23 protein-coding genes are annotated in these 20,515 nt (G+C 72.3%); 17 read left to right on the plus strand and 6 right to left on the minus strand.

Annotated elements, in window-relative coordinates; genetic code table 11:
• Positions 1 to 88 precede the first annotated feature (88 nt).
• Genes ABUL08_RS06565 through ABUL08_RS06575 form a run of 3 tightly spaced genes read left to right on the plus strand, consistent with a single transcriptional unit; the run spans position 89 to position 2,764 of the window.
• Positions 89 to 1,180, plus strand: a complete 1,092-nt coding sequence (locus tag ABUL08_RS06565) for a site-2 protease family protein (protein ID WP_377522286.1) — start codon at positions 89 to 91, stop codon at positions 1,178 to 1,180.
• Positions 1,177 to 2,172: a tRNA (adenine-N1)-methyltransferase gene (locus ABUL08_RS06570; RefSeq protein WP_350935485.1), complete on the plus strand. Its 996-nt coding sequence runs from the start codon at positions 1,177 to 1,179 to the stop codon at positions 2,170 to 2,172. The genes ABUL08_RS06565 and ABUL08_RS06570 overlap by 4 nt, the downstream gene beginning before the upstream one ends.
• Before the next feature lie 19 nt (positions 2,173 to 2,191).
• Positions 2,192 to 2,764, plus strand: coding sequence for a hypothetical protein (locus tag ABUL08_RS06575; RefSeq protein WP_350935487.1), 573 nt, complete (start codon positions 2,192 to 2,194; stop codon positions 2,762 to 2,764).
• Between the two features lie 47 nt (positions 2,765 to 2,811).
• On the opposite strand, the gene ABUL08_RS06580 is transcribed toward ABUL08_RS06575, so the two are convergent.
• On the minus strand, positions 2,812 to 3,105 hold the full coding sequence (locus ABUL08_RS06580; RefSeq protein ID WP_242800665.1) for a ferredoxin: 294 nt from the start codon (positions 3,103 to 3,105) through the stop codon (positions 2,812 to 2,814).
• Between the two features lie 178 nt (positions 3,106 to 3,283).
• On the opposite strand from ABUL08_RS06580, the gene arc reads away from it, so the two are divergent.
• Complete coding sequence (gene arc, locus ABUL08_RS06585; RefSeq protein ID WP_350935489.1) at positions 3,284 to 5,065, plus strand: proteasome ATPase; 1,782 nt, start codon at positions 3,284 to 3,286, stop codon at positions 5,063 to 5,065.
• Positions 5,066 to 5,131: 66 nt separating this feature from the next.
• On the opposite strand, the gene ABUL08_RS06590 is transcribed toward arc, so the two are convergent.
• Positions 5,132 to 6,439, minus strand: coding sequence for a hypothetical protein (locus ABUL08_RS06590; protein ID WP_350935491.1), 1,308 nt, complete (start codon positions 6,437 to 6,439; stop codon positions 5,132 to 5,134).
• 110 nt (positions 6,440 to 6,549) lie between these two features.
• On the opposite strand from ABUL08_RS06590, the gene dop reads away from it, so the two are divergent.
• Positions 6,550 to 8,067, plus strand: coding sequence for a depupylase/deamidase Dop (gene dop, locus ABUL08_RS06595; RefSeq protein WP_350935492.1), 1,518 nt, complete (start codon positions 6,550 to 6,552; stop codon positions 8,065 to 8,067).
• 108 nt (positions 8,068 to 8,175) lie between these two features.
• Positions 8,176 to 8,388: a ubiquitin-like protein Pup gene (locus ABUL08_RS06600; protein ID WP_109803889.1), complete on the plus strand. Its 213-nt coding sequence runs from the start codon at positions 8,176 to 8,178 to the stop codon at positions 8,386 to 8,388.
• A 34-nt stretch (positions 8,389 to 8,422) separates the two neighbouring features.
• Here ABUL08_RS06600 and ABUL08_RS06605 read toward each other — a convergent pair whose 3' ends face one another.
• Positions 8,423 to 8,887 carry a hypothetical protein gene (locus ABUL08_RS06605; protein ID WP_350938944.1) on the minus strand — a complete coding sequence of 155 codons (465 nt, stop codon included), beginning with the start codon at positions 8,885 to 8,887 and terminating at the stop codon, positions 8,423 to 8,425.
• Between ABUL08_RS06605 and ABUL08_RS06610 the strand changes: the two genes are divergently transcribed.
• From ABUL08_RS06610 to prcA, 3 genes are read left to right on the plus strand one after another with little or no spacing between them, the layout of a single operon-like run.
• Positions 8,807 to 9,097: an endonuclease VII domain-containing protein gene (locus tag ABUL08_RS06610; protein ID WP_350938534.1), complete on the plus strand. Its 291-nt coding sequence runs from the start codon at positions 8,807 to 8,809 to the stop codon at positions 9,095 to 9,097. The genes ABUL08_RS06605 and ABUL08_RS06610 overlap by 81 nt on opposite strands.
• On the plus strand, positions 9,016 to 9,855 hold the full coding sequence (gene prcB / locus ABUL08_RS06615; protein WP_350935494.1) for a proteasome subunit beta: 840 nt from the start codon (positions 9,016 to 9,018) through the stop codon (positions 9,853 to 9,855). The genes ABUL08_RS06610 and prcB overlap by 82 nt, the downstream gene beginning before the upstream one ends.
• Before the next feature lie 58 nt (positions 9,856 to 9,913).
• On the plus strand, positions 9,914 to 10,753 hold the full coding sequence (gene prcA / locus ABUL08_RS06620) for a proteasome subunit alpha (protein WP_350935496.1): 840 nt from the start codon (positions 9,914 to 9,916) through the stop codon (positions 10,751 to 10,753).
• A gap of 16 nt (positions 10,754 to 10,769) precedes the next feature.
• On the opposite strand, the gene rfbB is transcribed toward prcA, so the two are convergent.
• Positions 10,770 to 11,747: a dTDP-glucose 4,6-dehydratase gene (gene rfbB, locus ABUL08_RS06625; protein WP_350935498.1), complete on the minus strand. Its 978-nt coding sequence runs from the start codon at positions 11,745 to 11,747 to the stop codon at positions 10,770 to 10,772.
• 123 nt (positions 11,748 to 11,870) lie between these two features.
• On the opposite strand from rfbB, the gene pafA reads away from it, so the two are divergent.
• From pafA to ABUL08_RS06640, 3 genes are all read left to right on the plus strand, one after another.
• Positions 11,871 to 13,229, plus strand: a complete 1,359-nt coding sequence (pafA, locus tag ABUL08_RS06630) for a Pup--protein ligase (protein ID WP_350935499.1) — start codon at positions 11,871 to 11,873, stop codon at positions 13,227 to 13,229.
• A 60-nt stretch (positions 13,230 to 13,289) separates the two neighbouring features.
• Positions 13,290 to 13,502 carry a hypothetical protein gene (locus tag ABUL08_RS06635; RefSeq protein WP_350935501.1) on the plus strand — a complete coding sequence of 71 codons (213 nt, stop codon included), beginning with the start codon at positions 13,290 to 13,292 and terminating at the stop codon, positions 13,500 to 13,502.
• Between the two features lie 228 nt (positions 13,503 to 13,730).
• On the plus strand, positions 13,731 to 14,279 hold the full coding sequence (locus ABUL08_RS06640) for a carboxymuconolactone decarboxylase family protein (protein ID WP_350935504.1): 549 nt from the start codon (positions 13,731 to 13,733) through the stop codon (positions 14,277 to 14,279).
• Positions 14,280 to 14,407: 128 nt separating this feature from the next.
• Here ABUL08_RS06640 and ABUL08_RS06645 read toward each other — a convergent pair whose 3' ends face one another.
• Positions 14,408 to 15,493 (minus strand): DUF3866 family protein, encoded by a 1,086-nt coding sequence (locus ABUL08_RS06645; protein ID WP_350935506.1) that lies wholly within the window; start codon positions 15,491 to 15,493, stop codon positions 14,408 to 14,410.
• Between the two features lie 43 nt (positions 15,494 to 15,536).
• On the minus strand, positions 15,537 to 16,538 hold the full coding sequence (locus ABUL08_RS06650) for a cation diffusion facilitator family transporter (RefSeq protein ID WP_350935508.1): 1,002 nt from the start codon (positions 16,536 to 16,538) through the stop codon (positions 15,537 to 15,539).
• 149 nt (positions 16,539 to 16,687) lie between these two features.
• Here ABUL08_RS06650 and ABUL08_RS06655 point away from each other — a divergent pair, with 149 nt between their 5' ends.
• From ABUL08_RS06655 to tatC, 5 genes are all read left to right on the plus strand, one after another.
• A complete protein-coding gene (locus tag ABUL08_RS06655; protein WP_350935510.1) occupies positions 16,688 to 17,686 on the plus strand; it encodes a helix-turn-helix transcriptional regulator in 999 nt (332 codons plus the stop codon).
• Positions 17,683 to 18,690 carry a helix-turn-helix transcriptional regulator gene (locus ABUL08_RS06660; protein ID WP_350935512.1) on the plus strand — a complete coding sequence of 336 codons (1,008 nt, stop codon included), beginning with the start codon at positions 17,683 to 17,685 and terminating at the stop codon, positions 18,688 to 18,690. Before ABUL08_RS06655 ends, ABUL08_RS06660 begins: the two co-directional genes overlap by 4 nt.
• A 10-nt stretch (positions 18,691 to 18,700) precedes the next feature.
• A complete protein-coding gene (locus ABUL08_RS06665) occupies positions 18,701 to 18,949 on the plus strand; it encodes a hypothetical protein (RefSeq protein ID WP_242800632.1) in 249 nt (82 codons plus the stop codon).
• Positions 18,950 to 19,165: 216 nt separating this feature from the next.
• On the plus strand, positions 19,166 to 19,513 hold the full coding sequence (gene tatA, locus ABUL08_RS06670; protein WP_350935513.1) for a Sec-independent protein translocase subunit TatA: 348 nt from the start codon (positions 19,166 to 19,168) through the stop codon (positions 19,511 to 19,513).
• 18 nt (positions 19,514 to 19,531) lie between these two features.
• Complete coding sequence (gene tatC, locus ABUL08_RS06675; RefSeq protein ID WP_350935515.1) at positions 19,532 to 20,485, plus strand: twin-arginine translocase subunit TatC; 954 nt, start codon at positions 19,532 to 19,534, stop codon at positions 20,483 to 20,485.
• Positions 20,486 to 20,515: the final 30 nt, after the last annotated feature.

A 20,515-nucleotide genomic window follows, 5' to 3' on the forward strand; every position in this document is an offset into this window, starting at 1 on the left:
CACCGGCACATGATCGCCGCCGCGTACCATCGGTGCGGTGCAGCAGCCGACCCGACCCGCGCGCCGCCGCCGCCTGACGGTCGGGCGGGTGTGCGGGGTGCCGCTGCACCTGGACGCCTCGATGCTGCTGCTCACCCTGGTGGTGACCGTCGCGTACGCCGTGCTGGCCCGCCGCCAGCTCGACCTCGGTCCGCTCGGCGGCTACCTGATCGGGCTCGGCTTCGTCGTCTCCCTGCTCGGCTCGGTGCTGCTGCATGAGCTGGGGCACGCCCTGACCGCCCGCCGGTACGGCATCGGTGTGCGCGGGATCACCCTGGAACTGCTCGGCGGCTACACCGAGCTAGACCGGGACGCCCCGAGCCCCCGGGTCGAGCTGCTGGTCTCCCTCGCCGGCCCGGCCGTGTCGGTGGTGCTCGGCGCGGCCGGTGTCGCCGCCACCCTCGCCCTGCCCGACGGCACCCTCGGCGACCAGCTCGCCTTCCAGCTCGCCGCGAGCAACGTGGTGGTCGCGATCTTCAACAGCCTGCCCGGACTGCCGCTGGACGGGGGCCGGGCGCTGCGCGCCGCGGTCTGGGCGCGGACCGGCGACCGGCACCGGGGCACCGAGGTGGCCGGCCAGGTCGGTCGCATCGTGGCCGTCGGCACCGTGGCCCTGGTGGTGGTGCTCACCCTGCGCCGGGCGCTCGTGCCGCTGGCCCTGCCGCTGCTGCTGCTCGTCGCGCTGACCCTCTGGCGCGGCGCCGGCCAGTCCATCCGGATGGCCCGGATCAGCCGGCGGCTGCCCCTGGTCGACCTGGCCCGGCTGGCCCGGCCCCTGCTGCCCGTACCCGCCGGCACGCCACTGGCCGAGGCGCAGCGGCGGCGCGCCGAAGGTGCCACCCCGGTGGCGGCGCTCGCCGTGGTCGACACGACCGGCCGGCCGGTCGCCCTGGTCGAGGAGGCCCGGGCCGACGCCGTACCCCTGCACCGGCGGCCGTGGCTCGCGGTGGACGAGGTCGCCCGCGCCCTGGACACGCTGCCCGCCCTGCCGGTCGACGCGGACGGCGAACGGGTGATGGAGACCGTGCGGACCCACCCGGGCGCACAGTACGTCGTGACGGCAGGCGAAGATGTCGTCGGCGTGCTGCACATCGCGGACCTCGCCCGGCTCCTGGAACCCGAACGGAAGATGAACACGTGACCGCAGATCCCTCCGCCGTCCCGGCCACCCCGGCGCTGACACCGGTGCACCGCGGGCCGTTCCGCCCCGGTGACCGCGTGCAGCTGACCGACCCCAAGGGGCGGATGCACACGGTGACGCTGGAGCCGGGCAAGGAGTTCCACACCCACCGCGGCATCCTGGCCCACGACACGCTGATCGGCCTGCCCGACGGCAGCGTGGTGACCACCAGCGGGGGCGGCACCGCGTTCCTGGCGCTGCGCCCGCTGCTGTCGGACTACGTGCTCTCCATGCCCCGCGGCGCCCAGGTGATCTATCCGAAGGACTCGGCGCAGATCGTCGCGATGGGCGACATCTTCCCCGGCGCGAAGGTCCTGGAGGCCGGCGCCGGCTCCGGCGCGCTGAGCTGCTCGCTGCTGCGCGCCGTCGGCACCGAGGGGGAGCTGCACTCGTTCGAGGTGCGCGACGACTTCGCCCAGATCGCCAGGCGCAACGTGGAGGCCTTCTTCAACGGCCCGCACCCCGCCTGGAACCTGCACGTCGGCGACGTCGCGCAGTGCCAGGAGACCGGCTTCGACCGGATCATCCTGGACATGCTCACCCCGTGGGAGACGCTCGACATGGTCGAGCGGGCGCTGGTGCCCGGCGGCGTCTTCATCGGCTACGTGGCCACCACCCCGCAGCTCTCCGAGCTGGTCGAGGCGCTGCGCGAGCGCGGCGGCTGGACCGAGCCCCGGGCCTGGGAGTCGCTGGTCCGCGACTGGCACGCCGAGGGCCTGGCCGTCCGCCCCGACCACCGCATGATCGCGCACACCGCGTTCCTGGTCTCGGCCCGTAAGCTCGCCCCCGGGGTCACCGCCCCGCCGCGGCGGCGCAAGCCCAGCAAGGGCGCCGAGGCGTACGCCGAGCGCAAGCAGGCGCTGCGCGAGGCCGCGGCGGCCCGGCAGGCGGCGGCCGACCGGGCGGCCGGTGCGGAGCCGACCGACCCGGGTCAGGAGCGGGACCAGCCGTGACGCGAACGGAGGCGGTGGCATGAGCCGGCCCGGGTTCGGCAACGGTGACCTGCCGGCGGTCTTCCCGGACTGGTCGCCCTACACCGACCTCGAATCCGCCGCGCGGGCCTACCTGCGCGACCCGGACGTGGCCCTGGAGGCGCTCGGCGGGGTGCTGCGCGGCGCCTCGGTGCTCGGTTTCACCCTGGAGCGCTTCGTCAACGAGGTCAACGGGGTGTGGCAGGAGGTCGTCGTCTGCGACGGCAGCCGCCTGGTGCTCTGGCACGGCGAGGACGTCCCGCCGGGGGAGGGCCCGCCCGGGTCGATGACCTCGTCGCTGCGGGTGGTGCCCGTCTCCACGGTCACCGAGGTCGGCTGCCGGCGGCGGCTCACCCGCGCCGACACCGGGGAGATCCGGGTCGACAGCATCGACGTCTATCTGCTGCTGACGTCGCTGGACGAGGCGCCGCCCGGCGACGAGATCGCCGGTACGCCGCGGCACGACGCGCTGCGCTTCGGCAAGACCATCGACGACGGCGGGGCCGGTCAGATCGCCCGCCTGGAGGAGTTCGCCCGGCTGGTCGCCTCGGTGGTCGGCCGCCCGGTGCTCTGAGTCGTACCGCTCGCCTGCCGGCCCCGTCCGGGCCGGCAGGCGGCGGGTCAGTCCTCCTCGGCCTCCGGGCCGGCCACCTCGACGCCGTCGCCGCGCACCACGTGGATGCACTCGCCCGGGCACTCCTTCGCCGAGTCGATCACCTCGAGGCGCAGGTGCTCGGGCACGTCGACCCGGCTGCCCGGGGCCAGCCGCAGCTCGCCGTCGGCGCCCTTGACGTACGCCAGGCCGTCGACGTCGAACTCGAAGACCTCCGGGGCGTACTGGACGCAGAGTCCGTCGCCCGTGCAGAGATCCTGATCCACCCAGACCTGAAGCTGGTCCGTCGCGACCTCCGCCACCGGTGCACCCCCCATGTTCTCCCGTCCCACACTCCGACGGTACCCGAACCGCCGTACCGGCCCGTCGACCAGGCCTTGGCGATCAAGCTTCGGTGACGAGCGCGTTGCATGGGACCGAATCGGGCTCATAGCGGCTAGTGTTAGCTCAGAACGTTCAAGCCCCCCGGGGAGGTGGGACGTGGCACGCAGCGACGACGCGGACTCGCGCGCCGCACGGTGGGAGAAGGAGGCCCACGATCTCTCCACGCAGGTCGCGTTCCTTCAAGAGGAACTCGCTCTGGTGCGGCGCAAGTTGACCGAAAGCCCCCGACACGTCCGGCAGCTCGAAGAGCGGCTGGCGGCCACCCAGGCGCAGTTGGCGCGGCTGACCGAGAACAACGAACGGCTCGTGAGCACCCTCAAGGAGGCTCGCGCGCAGATCGTGACGCTCAAGGAGGAGATCGACCGCCTCGCGCAACCGCCGAGCGGCTACGGCGTCTTCCTGGCGAAGCACGACGACGGCACGGTGGACGTGTTCACCGGCGGGCGTAAGCTCCGCGTCGCCGTCTCGCCCTCGCTGGAGGTCGACGAGCTGCGACGCGGCCAGGAGGTCCTGCTCAACGACGCGCTCAACATCGTCGACGCGTTCGGCTTCGAGCGGGTCGGTGAGGTCGTGATGCTCAAGGAGATCCTCGTGGGTCCCGACGGTGCCCCGGGTGACCGGGCCCTGGTGGTCTCGCACTCCGACGAGGAGCGGATCGTGCACCTGGCCGAGACCCTGATCGGTTCGCCGATCCGGGCCGGTGACTCGCTCATGATCGAGCCCCGCTCGGCGTACGCGTACGAGCGGATCCCGAAGAGCGAGGTCGAGGAGCTGGTCCTGGAGGAGGTGCCCGACGTCGACTACACCGACATCGGTGGCCTCCAGTCGCAGATCGAGCAGATCCGCGACGCGGTGGAACTGCCCTTCCTGCACGCCGACCTGTTCCGTGAGCACCAGCTCCGGCCGCCGAAGGGCATCCTGCTCTACGGCCCGCCGGGCTGCGGCAAGACGTTGATCGCCAAGGCGGTGGCCAACTCGCTGGCGAAGAAGATCGCCGAGCGGGAGGGCAAGGAGAGGCACACCAGCTTCTTCCTCAACATCAAGGGCCCCGAGCTGCTCAACAAGTACGTCGGCGAGACCGAGCGGCACATCCGGCTGATCTTCCAGCGGGCGCGGGAGAAGGCCGGCGAGGGCACCCCGGTGATCGTGTTCTTCGACGAGATGGACTCGATCTTCCGGACCCGCGGCTCCGGTGTCTCCTCCGACGTGGAGAACACCATCGTCCCGCAGCTGCTCAGCGAGATCGACGGTGTCGAGGGGCTGGAGAACGTCATCGTCATCGGCGCCTCCAACCGGGAAGACATGATCGACCCGGCGATCCTGCGCCCCGGCCGACTCGACGTGAAGATCAAGATCGAGCGACCGGACGCCGAGGCGGCCAAGGACATCTTCTCCAAGTACGTCCTCTCCGGGCTGCCCCTGCACCCGGACGACCTGGCCGAGCACGGCGGCGACCCGCTGGCCACCGTCGCGGCCATGATCGACGCGGTCGTCCTGCGGATGTACTCGGAGACCGAGGAGAACCGCTTCCTCGAGGTCACCTACGCCAACGGCGACAAGGAAGTCCTCTACTTCAAGGACTTCAACTCCGGCGCGATGATCCAGAACATCGTCGACCGGGGCAAGAAGATGGCCATCAAGGAGTTCCTCACCTCCGGGCGCAAGGGGCTGCGGCTGCAGCACCTGCTCGACGCCTGCGTCGACGAGTTCCGGGAGAACGAGGACCTGCCCAACACCACCAACCCCGACGACTGGGCCCGCATCTCCGGCAAGAAGGGCGAACGGATCGTCTACATCCGTACGCTCGTCTCCGGCGGCAAGGGCACCGAGGCCGGCCGGTCGATAGAGACCGCCAGCAACACCGGCCAGTACCTCTGATCCACGACGACAAGCGGCGGGCCACCTCCGGGTGGCCCGCCGCTTCGTCGTCGTCAGCCCGTCGGCTCAGGTCAGCAGCGACGGGAAGAACAGGGTCCCCATCCGGTACGCCAGCGGCACCAGCAGCACCACCAGCGGCCACAGCAGCCACGCCGGCAGGTGCCGCAGCACCAGCAGCCCCGGCACCAGCAGCGTGTGCGACCGGTACTGCACCACCTGGTTGCCCACCACCAGCGGCGCCACGAACATCGCCACCATGAAGACGGTCAGCCCGGCGTCCACCGCCGTCAGCCGGTCCCGCCGCGCGCCGACCACCGCCGCCGCCACGACCAGCAGCACCAGCGCCAACGCCACCCAGATGCTCAGCCGCACCGTCTCGTGCAGCCGCGCCACCAGGTGCGGATCCGGATCCACCACCCACACCCGCGCCGGACGGGCCACCTCCCACCGGAAGTTACCCACCGGGTTGTGCCCCCGGCCGCCCGAATAGTGCTCCTGGATCAGGAAGTAGCCGTTCCAGTGCCCGACGGTCACCTGGAGCACGGCGAACACCGCCAGCATCCCGGCCGCCGGCAGCGCGCACACCGCCGCCAGCACGCCCACCGCCCGGCCCGCCGTCAACCGCCGGCGGGCCACCAGCACCCCGACCGCGACCAGACCCACGACCGCCACCAGCCCACCGATCGGGTACGCCGCGGTCGCCAACGCCCCCGCCAGGCCCGCCGCCACCCACCGCCGCCGCGCCAGGAACAGCACGTACGCCATCGACGCCGCCACGGCCAGCGACATCGGGAAGTTGGCGTGGAAGTACACCGCACCCGGAATGAGCAGCACGAGCGCGAGGACCGCCAGCGTACGGGCCGGCGCACCGTCGCGCCCGGAGCCGGGCCCGGCGACCCCCTGCCCCTCCTCGGCGGGCAGCGCCTGCGACAGCGCCCACCACGCCAGGAGCACCAGCGACAGGGTGGCCAGCTCGGTCACCACGAAGCCGGCCCCGTCCAGGCTCAGCCCCGTCACCCGACGCAGCAGCGCCACCAGCCCGCTGTACAGCGGGAACCAGCCGGCGTTGCCGCACCACGAGTCCGCACCGTAGTTCGCCGCCAGCCGCGCGTTCACCCCGCAGCTGAACATCTCGTACCCCCGGTCGGCGATCCCCAGGTACTGGACCGAGTCGAACCGGGTGTGCACCGAGGCGTCCAGGTAGTGGTAGCCGCCCCGCGCGGCCGCCACCGCGTACATCAGGTTGCTGGCCAGGAACGCGACGAGCGGTGGGCCCCACCGCCACAGCAGGCGGCGGCCGGTCGGTCGGGGCGCGTCCGGCGGGCCCGCCTCCGGTGCCGGCGCCCGCACCGCTGTCCGCGTCGAATCCTCCACGACCACCCTCTCCTGGCAGAAAGACGCCCGCCCGAGGCCCTGGGCGGGCACCGGACGGCTTGGCGCAGACTACTCTCGACGGCAGGGGCGAGCGGATCGAAGGTGGCGGTGTGAGCGTACGACGGATCATGGGCACCGAGGTCGAGTACGGCATCTCCGTGCCCGGCCAGGCCGGAGCCAACCCGATGGTCACCTCCTCCCAGGTGGTCAACGCCTACGGGGCGCGGCCCGAACTCAACCGGGGCGGACGCGCCCGCTGGGACTACGAGGAGGAGTCGCCACTGCGCGACGCCCGCGGCTTCACCTACTCCGGGGCGGCGTACGACCCGGCCGAGGCGCTCGCCGACGAGGACCTGGGGCTCGCCAACGTCATACTCACCAACGGCGCCCGGCTCTACGTCGACCACGCGCACCCCGAATACTCCACGCCCGAGGTGACCAACCCCCTCGACATCGTGCGCTGGGACAAGGCGGGGGAGCGGGTGATGGCCGAGGCGGCCCGGCGCGCCGCCACGATCCCCGGCACCCACCCGATCCACCTGTACAAGAACAACACCGACAACAAGGGCGCCAGCTACGGCGCCCACGAGAACTACCTGATGCGGCGGCAGACGCCGTTCGCCGACATCGTGGCGTACCTGACGCCGTTCTTCGTCACCCGGCAGATCGTCTGCGGCGCCGGCCGGGTCGGCATCGGCCAGGACGGCGGCCAGAGCGGCTTCCAGATCTCCCAGCGTGCCGACTTCTTCGAGGTCGAGGTGGGGCTGGAGACCACCCTCAAGCGGCCCATCATCAACACCCGCGACGAGCCGCACGCCGACGCCGACAAGTACCGCCGGCTGCACGTCATCATCGGCGACGCGAACCTGTCGGAGATCTCCACCTACCTGAAGGTCGGCACCACCGCGCTGATCCTCACCATGATCGAGGAGAAGGCGCTCGGCGCCGACCTGGGCATCGCCGACCCGGTCAGCGAGCTGCGCGCGGTCAGCCACGACCCGTCGCTCAAGCACCTGATGCGGCTGCGCGACGGCCGGCGGCTGACCGCCCTGGACGTCCAGTGGGCCTACCTGGAGCGGGTGCGGTCCTTCGTGGACGACCGCTACGGCAGCGACGTCGACGCGCAGACCGCCGACGTGCTGAACCGTTGGGAGAGCGTGCTGGACCGGCTCGGCCGCGACGCGTTCGAGTGCGCCGACGAGCTGGACTGGGTGGCCAAGCTGCGGCTGCTGGAGGGCTACCGGGAGCGGGAGAAGCTCGGCTGGGGCTCGCACAAGCTCCAACTGGTCGACCTGCAGTACTCCGATGTCCGGCCGGAGAAGGGCCTGTATCACCGGCTGGTGTCGCGCGGCTCGATGAAGACCCTGCTGACCGACGAGCAGACCCGCACCGCGATGACCGAGCCGCCGGAGGACACCCGCGCCTACTTCCGCGGTCGCTGCCTCGCCCAGTACGCCTCCGAGGTGGTCGCCGCGAGCTGGGACTCCGTCATTTTCGACGTGGGCCGGGAATCGCTGGTCCGGGTGCCGATGATGGAGCCGGAGCGGGGCACCCGGGCGCACGTCGGCGCGCTCTTCGACCGGTGCGTCAGCGCCAAGGACCTGCTGGAGACCCTGACCGGCGGCTGACCCCTGCCATACGCGGGCCCGTCGCGCGCCGGAACCCGGCGCGCGACGGGCTTTTCGTCGCTCCCGCGAGGTAAGTTCATCGCAGGCGATCGTGGAGGAGGCACCGAGATGGCGACGCAAGAAGGCGGCCAGACCCAGTCCGGCAAGTCGACCCAGGGCGAGGAGATCGAGGACGTCACCGCGCAGGCCAACCCCGAGGTTGCCGAGCGGCACGCGGAGATCACCGAGGACGTCGACGACCTCCTCGACGAGATCGACTCCGTCCTCGAGGAGAACGCCGAGGAATTCGTGAGGGGCTATGTGCAGAAAGGGGGCCAATAGGGCATAGTCAGGCAAACCGGACATGCCCAGAGCGTTAGATGATCGAGACGGACATCGTCGTTGCCGAGACTGCGATGAGTGGAAGCCGCTCGATGAGTTCTGTGCGAACACCCGTCGGCCGGATGGTCGCGGCAGCTATTGCAAGCCTTGCTTCAACGTGCGCTCCAAGGCGAGCTACGCCAAGCGTCTGAAGGAGAAGCAGGGTCGGGAGGTTCGCGAGCTGCCGGTGGTTCCGGATGGTCACCGCCGCTGCCCGACATGTGGTGAGACGAAAGCGCTCGATGACTTTCCCCGTAACCGGTCGGGGAGAGGTGGCTACGGCCGATACTGCAAGCCTTGCCACAACGAGAAGGGCAAGGAGAGCAAGATCCGGTTGCACGGCGGGTCTCGGGAATACCATCTGCGCCGCCGCTACGGGGTGGGGGAGAAGGAGTTCCAGGAGCTCCTCGCCGAGCAGGGCGGCGTGTGCGCGATCTGCGGCGGTGAAGATCCGCAACATCTGGACCACGATCATCGCACCGGCTGGGTGCGCGGGATACTCTGCTTCAACTGCAACGGTGGTCTTGGCCAGTTCCGTGACAGTCCCGCGAGGCTGGCCAGGGCGATCACGTACCTGAGAGGAACCACGTGGCAGCGGGTTTTGATCCATCCGGGCGTCTTCCAGATGTGTTCACCAACGCGGGGACGTCCTCCTTCACAGCGTTCCTGAGCAAGGCGGCCCCCGAGATGCTGCCCGGCCGACGGCCGCTGCCGCCCGGCATGGCCGCCGACCTGGCGCCGCACGCGACCACCATCGTGGCCATCTCGGCCGCCGGTGGCGTGGTGATGGCCGGCGACCGGCGGGCCACGATGGGCAACCTGATCGCCCAGCGCGACATCGAGAAGGTGCACCCCGCCGACGCGTACTCGCTGGTGGGCATCGCGGGCACCGCCGGCATCGGCATCGAGCTGATGCGACTGTTCCAGGTGGAGCTGGAGCACTACGAGAAGATCGAGGGCGCGATGCTCTCCCTCGACGGCAAGGCCAACCGGCTGGCCTCGATGATCCGGGGCAACCTGGGCGCGGCGATGCAGGGCCTCGCGGTGATCCCGCTCTTCGCCGGGTTCGACCTGGCCGCGAGCGACCCGGCGCGGGCCGGTCGGATCTTCAGCTTCGACGTCACCGGCGGCCCCTACGAGGAGACCGGCTACGACGCGATCGGCTCCGGCTCGCTGTTCGCGAAGTCGGCGCTGAAGAAGCGGTTCCGGACCGGCCTGTCGATCGACGACGCGGTGCTGCTCGCGGTCGAGGCGCTCTACGACGCGGCCGACGACGACACGGCGACCGGCGGCCCGGACCTGACCCGGCGGATCTACCCGGTGGTGATGACCGCGACGGCCGAGGGCACGCACCGGCTCACCGACGCCGAGACGGCGGCGGTCGCCGAGGGCGTCGTGTCCCGCCGGATGGAGAACCCGGGCGGCTGATCCCGCTCCCGCACCACACTCAGCAGTCGCCCGCACAGCTTGAAGGAGAACCGCCGCCGTGGCCATGCAGTTCTACGCCTCGCCCGAGCAGATCATGCGCGACCGCTCCGAGCTGGCCCGCAAGGGCATCGCCCGGGGTCGCAGCGCCGTGGTGCTGAGCTACTCCGGTGGGGTGCTCTTCGTCGCGGAGAACCTCTCCAGCACCCTGCACAAGGTCAGTGAGATCTACGACCGGATCGGCTTCGCCGCCGTGGGCCGGTACAACGAGTTCGAGAACCTGCGCCGCGCCGGCGTGCGGATGGCCGACCTGAACGGCCTGAGCTACGACCGCCGCGACGTGAACGGGCTGGCCCTGGCGAACGCGTACGCGCAGACGCTGGGCGCGATCTTCACCGAGCAGTCGAAGCCGTTCGAGGTGGAGATCTGCGTGGCGGAGGTGGGTGCCACGCCGGAGGACGACGCGCTCTACCGGCTCACGTACGACGGCTCGGTGAACGACGAGCCGGGCCGGATGGCGATGGGCGGCCAGGCGGAGGCGATCTCCGGGGTGCTCAAGGCGGAGCACCGGCCGGACATGTCGATCGGTGAGGCGGTCCGGGTGGCGGTGCAGGCGCTCGGCAGCGTCGGCGGTGAGGGCGGGGCGGCCCGGTCGATCGCCGCCCACCAGCTGGAGGTGGCGGTCCTGGACCGGCGCCGGGTGGGGCGGACGTTCCGCCGGATCACCGGGGCGGCGTTGACCGCGCTGCTGGACGGTGACGCCGACGCGGACGGTGCGCCGGCTCCGGGGCGGGCGAAGACGCCGACCGTGCCGACGGAGGAGGCGCACAAGCCGACCACGTCGGCCGCCTCCGCCGACCTGGAGGGTCAGCAGACGGAGACGGAGCAGCCGGAGGCCTAGCCGAGGGGGGAGCCCGTCAGCGGCGCGGCGTGAGGGGCTCCCACCAGGCGCGGTGGGTGCGGTACCAGTCGACGGTGTCGGTCAGCCCGCGGTCGATGTCGACGGTGGGGGACCAGCCGAGTTCCCGCCGGCTGGTGCCGGTGTCGAGCGAGTAGCGCCGGTCGTGGCCCTTGCGGTCGGCGACCGGCCGGACCCGGTCCCAGCCGGCCCCGCAGGCGGCCAGCAGCCGGCCGGTGAGGTCCCGGTTGGTCAGTTCGGCGCCGCCACCGAGGTGGTAGACGCCGCCGGGACGTCCCCGGGACAGGGCCAGGGCGATGCCGTGGCAGTGGTCGTCGACGTGCAGCCAGTCCCGGATGTTGCCGCCGTCGCCGTAGAGCGGCACGTCGTGCCCGTCGAGCAGGTTCGTGACGAAGAGCGGCACGATCTTCTCCGGGTACTGCCAGGGCCCGTACGTGTTGGCGCCGCGGGTGACCACGACGTCGAGGCCGTGGGTGCGGTGCTGGGCGAGGGCGAGCAGGTCCGCGCCGGCCTTCGACGCCGAGTAGGGCGAGCTGGGGTCCAGCGGCGCGTGCTCGGTCCAGGAGCCGGTGTCGATGGAGCCGTAGACCTCGTCGGTGGAGACGTGCACGAAGCGGTGGGTGCCGTGCCGCCGGGCGGCGTCCAGCAGGTTCTGGGTGCCGACCACGTTGGTGGTGACGAAGGCGGCGGCACCGGTGATGGAGCGGTCCACGTGGGACTCGGCGGCGAGGTGGACGACGACGTCGTGGCCGGCGACGGTGGCGTCGACCAGCGGCGCGTCGCGGATGTCGCCGCGGACGACGCGCAGCCGGGGGTCGGCGCGGACGGGGTCCAGGCTGCCCTCGGTGCCGGCGTAGGTGAACGCGTCGAGCACGGTGACGGCGTCGACGTCGAGGTCGGGTTCGGCGCCGGTGAGCAGCCGCCGGACGTACGCCGAGCCGATGAAGCCGGCACCGCCGGTGACCAGGATCCGCACGGCTCGCACCGTACCGGCTCGCCGGTCGTGGCGGGGCGGGACGGGGCGGTGCGGGACGCCACCGGGTGACGTACGCCGATGAGACGCTGCCCATCGGGGGCCTCGGGCGGCTAATGTCACATCATGGAGCGGCGAATCTTCGGCCTCGAGACCGAGTACGGCGTCACCTGCACCTACCGCGGGCAGCGCCGGCTTTCCCCCGACGAGGTCGCGCGGTACCTGTTCCGGCGGGTGGTGTCGTGGGGCCGGTCGAGCAACGTGTTCCTGCGCAACGGTGCCCGCCTCTATCTGGATGTGGGTTCGCACCCCGAGTACGCGACCCCCGAGTGCGACTCGGTCACCGACCTGGTGGCCCACGACCGGGCCGGCGAGCGGATCCTGGAGGGTCTGCTGGTCGACGCGGAGAAGCGGCTGCACGACGAGGGCATCGCCGGTGAGATCTACCTGTTCAAGAACAACACCGACTCGGCCGGCAACTCGTACGGCTGCCACGAGAACTACCTGGTGTCCCGGCACGGCGAGTTCGGCCGGCTCGCGGACGTGCTGATCCCGTTCCTGGTGACCCGGCAGTTGATCTGCGGGGCGGGCAAGGTGCTGCAGACCCCGCGGGGCGCGGTCTACTGCCTGTCGCAGCGGGCCGAGCACATCTGGGAGGGGGTGTCGTCGGCGACCACCCGGAGCCGGCCGATCATCAACACCCGGGACGAGCCGCACGCGGACGCGGAGCGCTACCGCCGGCTGCACGTGATCGTCGGCGACTCGAACATGAACGAGGTCACCACGCTGCTGAAGGTCGGCACGGCCGACATCGTGCTGCGGATGATCGAGGCCGGGGTGGTGCTGCGGGACCTGACGCTGGAGAACCCGATCCGGGCGATCCGGGAGGTGTCGCACGACATCACCGGCCGGCGCAAGGTGCGGCTGACCTCAGGCAAGGAGGTCAGCGCGCTGGAGATCCAGCAGGAATACCTGGCCAAGGCGACCGAGTTCGTGGAGCGGCGGGGCGGCGACCAGACCGCGAAGCGGGTGGTGGAGCTCTGGGGTCGGGTGCTGCGGGCGGTGGAGACGGGCGACCTGGACCCGGTGGCCCGGGAGATCGACTGGGTGACGAAGCTGCGGTTGATCGAGCGGTACCAGCGCAAGCACGACCTGCCCTTGTCGCATCCGCGGGTGGCGCAGATGGACCTGGCGTACCACGACCTGCGGCGCGGGCGCGGCCTGTACGGGCTGCTGGAACGGCGCGGTGAGGTGGACCGGGTGGCGACCGACCCGGAGATCTTCGAGGCGAAGGAGACGCCGCCGCAGACGACCCGGGCGCGGCTGCGCGGTGAGTTCATCCGGCACGCGCAGGAGAAGCGGCGGGACTTCACCGTCGACTGGGTGCACCTGAAGCTGAACGACCAGGCGCAGCGCACGGTGCTGTGCAAGGACCCGTTCCGGGCGTACGACGAGCGGGTGGAGCGGCTGATCGCGAGCATGTGACGCGGTGGCGGCCGGTGCTGTGGGCACCGGCCGCACCCGCACCGGTACGCTGGCGACGCGATGAACACTTCCGAACCCTCCGACCGCGGTCGCGGCGCCGAGAAGCCGACCGGTGCCGAGAAGCTGAACTGGATGGACCGCCGCCGGGAGAAGATCCGCGTCGAGGTCGAGCGCAACCGCCGGGGCGAGTACACGGTGCCGACCTGGGTGCTGGCGGCGGCGCTGATCCTGATCGTGGGCGCCTGGCTGGCGCTCATCTTCCTCGTCGGCTGAGCGCTGCGGGCGCGGCACGCCCTTGGCCGGCACGCTCTTGGCCGGCACGCTCTCGGCCGGCACGCCCTCGGCCGGCACGCCCTCGGCCGGCACGCCCTCGGCCGGCACGGCGGGCGGATTGCGCACGATCGGAGTTGCCGCGCGGGCGACACCGCTGGAAAGGTCTCCGCATCGACTGGAATCGACGCCGCCGGTGGGCGGTGGTCGATACGAGCGGAGTGGAGAGTCATGGCGCACATCGACCTCGGTCTCGACGAGAAGACGCATCCCGGGATCAACGGGCCGATGTTGTACCGGCCGGAGACCGCGAAGCCGCTCAACGAGCTGGCCGAGGTGCTGCTGCGGACCCCGCATCCCACGCTGACCCCCGGCGAGCGGGAACTCATCGCCGCCTACGTCTCCGGTCTCAACGAGTGCGCGTTCTGCTGTTCGTCGCACTCGGCGTTCGCCGCCGCCCAGCTGCCGACCGGCATGGAGCTGGTGGACCAGGTCCGCCGGGACGTGTCGACCGCGCCGGTGAGCGACAAGCTGCGCGCCCTGCTGCGGATCGCGGCGGCGGTGCAGCGCAGCGGCCGGGAGGTCACCGCCGACCTGGTCGGCGCGGCCCGGGCCGAGGGGGCGACCGACCTGGAGATCCACGACACGGTGCTGATCGCCGCCGCGTTCTGCATGTACAACCGGTACGTCGACGGGCTGGGCACGTGGGCGCCGCAGGACCCCGAGATGTACGCGCGTTCGGCCGAGCAGATCGTCGCGCACGGCTACCACGCCAGCTGAGCGCTCCCGTCGGCGCAGCCGGGTCGAGCACCGACGCCGACCCCGCGACGTGGCGGTGTCCGCGGCCGGACCGACTCGATCAGGGACCTGGCTCCGGATCCCGCCACGTCGCGGAGATGAACCGAGGGTCAGTGGGTGAGGGTGGCGGCGTACCGGCCGGCGGCGGCGGCCGCCAGGAAGTAGGCGTGGTCGGCGTCGAGGCCGCGTCCCATCGTCGACAGGCCGACCGGGCTGGCCCGCAGCGCCGCGTCGAGGCCGTCGGTCGGCACGGTGACGATCCGGTGCCGGTGGGCGAGGGGGGCCAGCGCCGTGTCCACCTCGGCGGCGAGGGCCGGGTCGAGGCCGTCCGGCACGACCAGCTCCGCCGGGGCGAGGGCGACCCGGCCGTACGCGGTGAGGCTGTGGTGGGAGACGCCGCGGTGCCGGGGGCGGGGGTCGGCGGCGGAGATCCGCAGCGAGCCGACCGGTCGGCCGCCCAGCGTGGCGACGGCGTTGACCGCCTCGCCGACGGCGACCCCGGAGAAGCCCCAGCGGGTGCCGGTGCCGAGGTTGCCGGGCCCCTGGGCGACGATCGCGACGTCGGCGTGGAGCACGTGCCGGGCGGCGAGCAGCCCGCTGTGCAGGGTGCTGGCCTCCAGGTCGCCGCCGAAGGCCTGGCCGACGCTGACCGTGCCGGCGAGCCGACCGGCGAGCCCGGCGAGGGTGCGGGAGAACCAGGCCGGCAGCGCACCGCCGTCGGTGAGCAGGTACGCCACCCGGGCGTCGGGGGCGTCGGCGTGGAGGCCGGCGAGGACGGCCGGCAGGGCGGAGTGCAGGTCGGCGGTGACCACCGGCATGCCGTCGAGGCTCTCGGCGGCGGCCAGCAGCTCGTGGTGCGGGGAGGCCTCCTCGTCGACGCCGAGCAGGATGGGTTGCAGCGGGGTGTAGCGGGCCTTCACCAGGTGGCCGGCGTCGCGGGTGTCGAGCGCCTGCGGCGGGTCCGGGGGCAGCCGGTCGGGGAGCGCGACGACCAGGGCGTAACCGCCGGTGCCGAGGCCCATCAGCAGGGCGCCGGCGTTGAGCAGCACCCGGTCGCCGGGCTCCGGGTCACCGACCAGGGCGGGATAGGCCAGGGCGCGTAGCCGGGTGCCGTCGGGCAGGTCGACGTCGAGTTCCGTCGCGCCGGCCCACCGTCGCCGTACCGCCGTGACCGTGCCGGATCGCCATCGCACCATGCCGGGCACGCTATCGGCGTCCGTGCCGGCGGTGGTGCCCGGGTCAGGTCTGGCGGGCCTCCTGGTCCACCGGCCGGTCGTCCTCGTCCTGGGTGCGTCGGGCCCGGCCGCCGGTGCCGGGCATCGACCGGGTGGGGTCGAGGAAGACGTACCCGATCTCGGGGTAGCGCTCGGTGAGGCGGCGTTCGGCCTCGTCGGCGGCGGCCTCGATGTCGGCGCCGGTGGCGTCGTCCAGGAAGTCGACCTTGGCGGCGACGAGGATGTCGTCCGGGCCGAGCTGCATGGTCAGCAGGGTGTCGATCCGGTCGACGGTCGGCAGCCCGGCCAGGTCGTGCTCGATCTCCCGGTGCAGCCGCTCGGGGACGGCCCGGCCGACCAGCAGCGAGATGTTGCTCTTGGCCAGGACGACGGCGACCACCAGCAGCAGCAGGCCGATCAGGATGGAGGCGATGCCGTCGTAGAGCTCGTCGCCGGTGAGCTGGGACAGGCCGAGGCCGACGCCGGCGATGAGCAGGCCGGTCAGCGCGGCGCTGTCCTCGAGGAAGACGGCCTTGACGGCGGTGTCGGCGGTCAGCCGCAGGAACCGGCGCGGGGTGGTCCGCCAGCGGCGGGACTCGCCGCGGACCTGCTTGACCGCCCGGGCCAGGGAGATCGACTCGATCGCGAAGGAGATGCCCAGCACGATGTACGACACCAGGTAGTTGCCGCTGTGTTCGTGCACGAGGATCGTGGTGACGCCGTGGGTGATGGCGAAGCCCGCCCCGGCCACGAAGGTGAACAGTGCGGCGAGGAACGCCCAGACGTAGCTCTCCTTGCCGTACCCGAAGGGGTGGCGGGTGTCGGCGGGCTTGGCGCCGCGGCGCAGCGCCAGGTAGAGCAGCACCTCGGTGGTGGTGTCGGCGACGGAGTGGGCGGCCTCGGAGAGCATCGCCGCGGAGCCGGAGATGAGCCCGGCGACCAGCTTGGCGACCGCGATGGCGAGGTTCGCCGCGCCGGCCACGACGACGGTGCCGACGCTCTCGGTCTTGACTTCCGCTTCCGACATGCGCTCACCATATGGCCGTGACCGGCGGGCCGCGCGGCGAGCGGGGCCCGGCCGTGCCGGTGTGGCGCAGCTCGCCCCGGGTGCGGACGTCAGGCGCGCCGCGCGGCGCGGGTGCACGCCCACGCGGCGCGGGCTGCTAGCGTTCACCCGTGTCGCGGACCCGCACCGAACGCCTGGTCAACCTGGTGATCTGCCTGCTGTCCACGCGACGGTTCCTGACCGCCGCGCAGATCGCCGCGACCGTGCCCGGTTACGAGCACGATCCGGACGACGCGAAGGACCACGAGGCCTTCCAGCGCAAGTTCGAACGCGACAAGGCCGAGCTGCGCGAGCTCGGGGTGCCGCTGGAGACCGGGACGGCGAGCGTCTTCGACGCCGAGCCGGGCTACCGGATCGCCCACCGGGAGTACGCGTTGCCCGACATCCCCCTCGAACCGGACGAGGCCGCCGCCGTGGGCATCGCCGCCCGGCTCTGGCAGCACGCCGGCCTGGCCGCCGCCGCCTCGTCCGGGCTGGCGAAGCTGCGTGCCGCCGGGGTCGACGTGGACCCGCAGGCCACCCTGGGGCTGGAGCCGATGGTGACGGTCGACCCGGCGTTCGCCCCGCTGACTGCCGCCGCCCGGGACCGGCGTGAGGTCAACTTCGACTACCGCGTGCCGGACCGCGACGCGCCGACCCGCCGGCGGCTCCAGCCGTGGGGCGTGGTCTGCTGGCGCGGCCGGTGGTATGTGGTCGGCCACGACCTGGACCGGGCGGCGACCCGCTGCTTCCGGCTGTCCCGGGTGGTCGGCACGGTCCGGGTGACCGGCCGACCGGGCGCGTACGAGCCACCCGTCGGCGTCGACCTGATCAGCCATGTCGCCCGCTGGTCGGGGCCGGTGGAGCGGTCCGGGCGGGCCACCGTCCTGGTGGCTGCGGGGCGCGCGGCCGGGCTGCGCCGCTGGGCGGTGGAGACGACGTCGGGCCCGGAGGACGACCGGCTCGTCCTGCCCTACGCCGACGCCGACTACCTGGCCGGTCAGCTCGTGGGCTACGGCCCGGACGTGCGGGTGGTGGAGCCGCCGGAGGTGCGGGACGCGGTGATCCAGCGGTTGAAGGAGATCGCCGCCCGGCACGACGACCTCGCGGTGGCCGGGGGTGCCCGGTGACCCGCCCGGCGGCCCGGGGCGGTCGCGCGTCGGCGGACCGGTTGGCCCGGCTGCTCAACCTGGTGCCCTACCTGCTGGCCCGCCCCGGCATCGAGATCGCCGAGGCGGCCGTCGACCTGGGCGTGACCGAGCGGCAGTTGCGCGAGGACCTGGAGCTGCTCTGGGTGTGCGGGTTGCCCGGTTACGGCCCGGGTGACCTGATCGACATGGCGTTCGACGGCGACCGGGTGACCATCACCTACGACGCGGGCATCGACCGGCCGCTGCGGCTCACCCCGGACGAGGCGCTGGCGCTGGTGGTGGCGCTGCGGATGCTCGCCGAGACGCCCGGGGTGGCGAACCGGGAGGCCGTCGAGCGGGCCCTCGCCAAGATCGAGGACGCGGCGGGTGACCTGGTGGGCGCCCCGGTGGCGGTGCGCCTGCCCGGGGACACCGAGCGGGTGCGTCAGCTGCGCGCGGCCGTGGAGCGTGGCCGGGCCCTGCGGATCACCTACTACACGGCCGCCCGCGACGAGACGACCGACCGGACCATCGACCCGATGCGGATGCTGATGGTCGGCGGCCGGGCGTACGTGGAGGCGTGGTGCCGCCGCGCGGAGGGGATGCGGCTGTTCCGGGCCGACCGGATCGACGCGGTCACCGAGCTGGACGAGCCGGCGGCGGTGCCGCCGCAGGCCCGGCCGCACGACCTCTCCGACGGGGTGTTCCGCCCGTCGGCGGAACTGCCGCTGATCACGCTGCGGATCGGTCGGGGGGAGCGGTGGATCACCGAGTACTACCCCTGTGAGCGGGTCGAGGCCGACGGCGAGCAGTGGCTGGTGTCGCTGCGGGTGACCGACCTGGGCTGGGCCCGCCGGTTCGTGCTCGGGCTGGGGTCGGAGGTCACCGTGGTGGCCCCGGTCGAGCTGGCCGAGCAGGTGCGGGCCCAGGCCGTCGCCGCGCTGGAGGCGTACGCGACGCCGGTGGCCCCCGCCGACCCGGCGCTGCCGGCGGGCTCCCGGTAGGCTCTCGGCCGTGGTGACGTGGATCGTGGTCGCGGTGGTGCTGTTCGCGCTCGTCGTGCTGGGCCTGGCGGTCCGGCCGGTGCTGGCGCGGTTGCCCCGGCTGCGCCGGGCGGCGGTGGCGTTGCAGCGCCGTCAGGCCGAGGCGGAGGCGTTGCGGTCCACCGCCGAGGCGCTCCAGGAGCGGGCCGAGGCGTTGCAGGCGCAGGCCGCCACCACCCAGCAGCGGGTCGCCTTGATCAAGGCCAAGCGGGGCGGTTGATCGATCCCGATCGGTCCGACGCGCGGTAGCTGCGCGTTCGGTGGCCGTTACGCGCACGAACGCGCTGCGGCAGAGTGTTGACGGGACACTCGGGGTTGGTCGAGACTTCACCGGCCGGGCCGCACGAGCAGGCCCGGCGGGGTGGCAACGGCTCCGGGCGCACGTACGATGGGCTGCGACCACCCCCTCACCGACACAGAGCGACTGGAGCTTCCCATGGGTGCCCTCAAGCCGTGGCACATCGCCGTACTCGTGGTCGTGCTGATCCTGCTGTTCGGCGCGAAGCGGCTCCCCGACGCGGCCCGCTCGCTGGGCCGCTCGCTGCGGATCATCAAGGCCGAGACGAAGAGCCTGCACGACGACGACCGTGACCTGGCCGAGAAGGCCGACGCGCAGGCCGGCTACCAGCCGCTGCCGCCGTACGCCGGTCAGCAGCCGCAGCAGGGTTACGCGCCGCAGCAGCCTCCGCAGCAGCAGTACGCCCAGCCGCAGCAGCAGTACGCTCAGCCGCAGCAGCCGGTCGCCCCGCCGGTGGACCCGGTGCAGCGCGTCCGCGAGAACTGACGCGAAGGGCCCAGCACCGTGGCCTTCGCGCTGAAGAAGCGCGGCCCGAGCACCTTCGAGCGGGCCGCCGACGGCTCGATGACGCTCATGGAACACATCCGTGAGCTGCGTACCCGCCTGTTCCGCGCCTCCCTGGCGGTCGTGGCCGGTCTGATGGCCGGTTTCTGGCTGGCCGACCCGGCCTTCCTGGTGTTGAAGCGGCCGTACTGCCGGCTGCCCGGCACGACGGATGCGTTGGGGCACTGTCAGGACCTGCTGGCCCTGGCACCGACGACCGGTTTCGTCCTGAAGCTGAAGCTGGCGCTCTGGCTCGGCCTGATCATCGGTGGCCCGATCTGGCTCTACCAGCTCTGGGCGTTCGTCGCCCCGGGTCTGCACCGGCACGAACGCAAGTGGGCGTACGCCTTCGTGTCGATCGCCGCACCGCTGTTCGCGGCCGGCGCGATGTTGGCCTACTTCGTGGTCGACAAGGGCCTCGGGTTCCTGATGGACTCCGGGGTAGGCGGGCTGTCCAAGCAGTTCGAGGTCACCGCCTACATCGGCTTCGTCACCAACATGATCCTGCTGTTCGGTGTGGCGTTCGAGTTCCCGTTGATCCTGCTCATGCTCAACTTCGCGGGGGTGGCCAGCGGGAAGCGCCTGCTGAGCTGGTGGCGGGCAGTGATCTTCATTTCGTTCGCGTTCGCCGCGATCGCCACCCCCGACCCGGGGCCGTTCGGCATGACGCTGCTGGCCGCCGCGCTCTCCCTGCTCTACTTCGTCGCGGTAGGGGTGGCCTTGCTCAACGACAAGCGACGCGGCCGGGGCCGGGAGATCTATTCGGACTTCAGCGACGACGAGGTGTCGCCGCTGGACCTGACCCCCGAGCCGGTCGAGGCCGGTGCGCGGGTGGAGACGGTGGCGCCGATCGGGGTGCCGGAGCCGGTCGCCGCGCCCGCGCCGATCGAGCGCCGCTACGACGACATGACCTGACCGGTCGTCCGAGACGGAAGAACGCCGCCC

Source organism: Micromonospora sp. CCTCC AA 2012012 (genome assembly GCF_040499845.1).
Lineage (GTDB): Bacteria > Actinomycetota > Actinomycetes > Mycobacteriales > Micromonosporaceae > Micromonospora > Micromonospora mangrovi.

Excerpts from the sequence above, each read along its gene's own strand:
- ABUL08_RS06575 (WP_350935487.1), top strand. The coding sequence starts at position 2,192 with ATGAGCCGGCCCGGGTTCGGCAACGGTGACCTGCCGGCGGTCTTCCCG.
- ABUL08_RS06600 (WP_109803889.1), top strand. The coding sequence starts at position 8,176 with ATGGCGACGCAAGAAGGCGGCCAGACCCAGTCCGGCAAGTCGACCCAG.
- ABUL08_RS06605 (WP_350938944.1), bottom strand. The coding sequence starts at position 8,887 with ATGTTGCGGATCTTCACCGCCGCAGATCGCGCACACGCCGCCCTGCTC.
- pafA (WP_350935499.1), top strand. The coding sequence starts at position 11,871 with ATGGAGCGGCGAATCTTCGGCCTCGAGACCGAGTACGGCGTCACCTGC.
- ABUL08_RS06635 (WP_350935501.1), top strand. The coding sequence starts at position 13,290 with ATGAACACTTCCGAACCCTCCGACCGCGGTCGCGGCGCCGAGAAGCCG.
- ABUL08_RS06640 (WP_350935504.1), top strand. The coding sequence starts at position 13,731 with ATGGCGCACATCGACCTCGGTCTCGACGAGAAGACGCATCCCGGGATC.
- ABUL08_RS06645 (WP_350935506.1), bottom strand. The coding sequence starts at position 15,493 with ATGGTGCGATGGCGATCCGGCACGGTCACGGCGGTACGGCGACGGTGG.
- ABUL08_RS06650 (WP_350935508.1), bottom strand. The coding sequence starts at position 16,538 with ATGTCGGAAGCGGAAGTCAAGACCGAGAGCGTCGGCACCGTCGTCGTG.
- tatA (WP_350935513.1), top strand. The coding sequence starts at position 19,166 with ATGGGTGCCCTCAAGCCGTGGCACATCGCCGTACTCGTGGTCGTGCTG.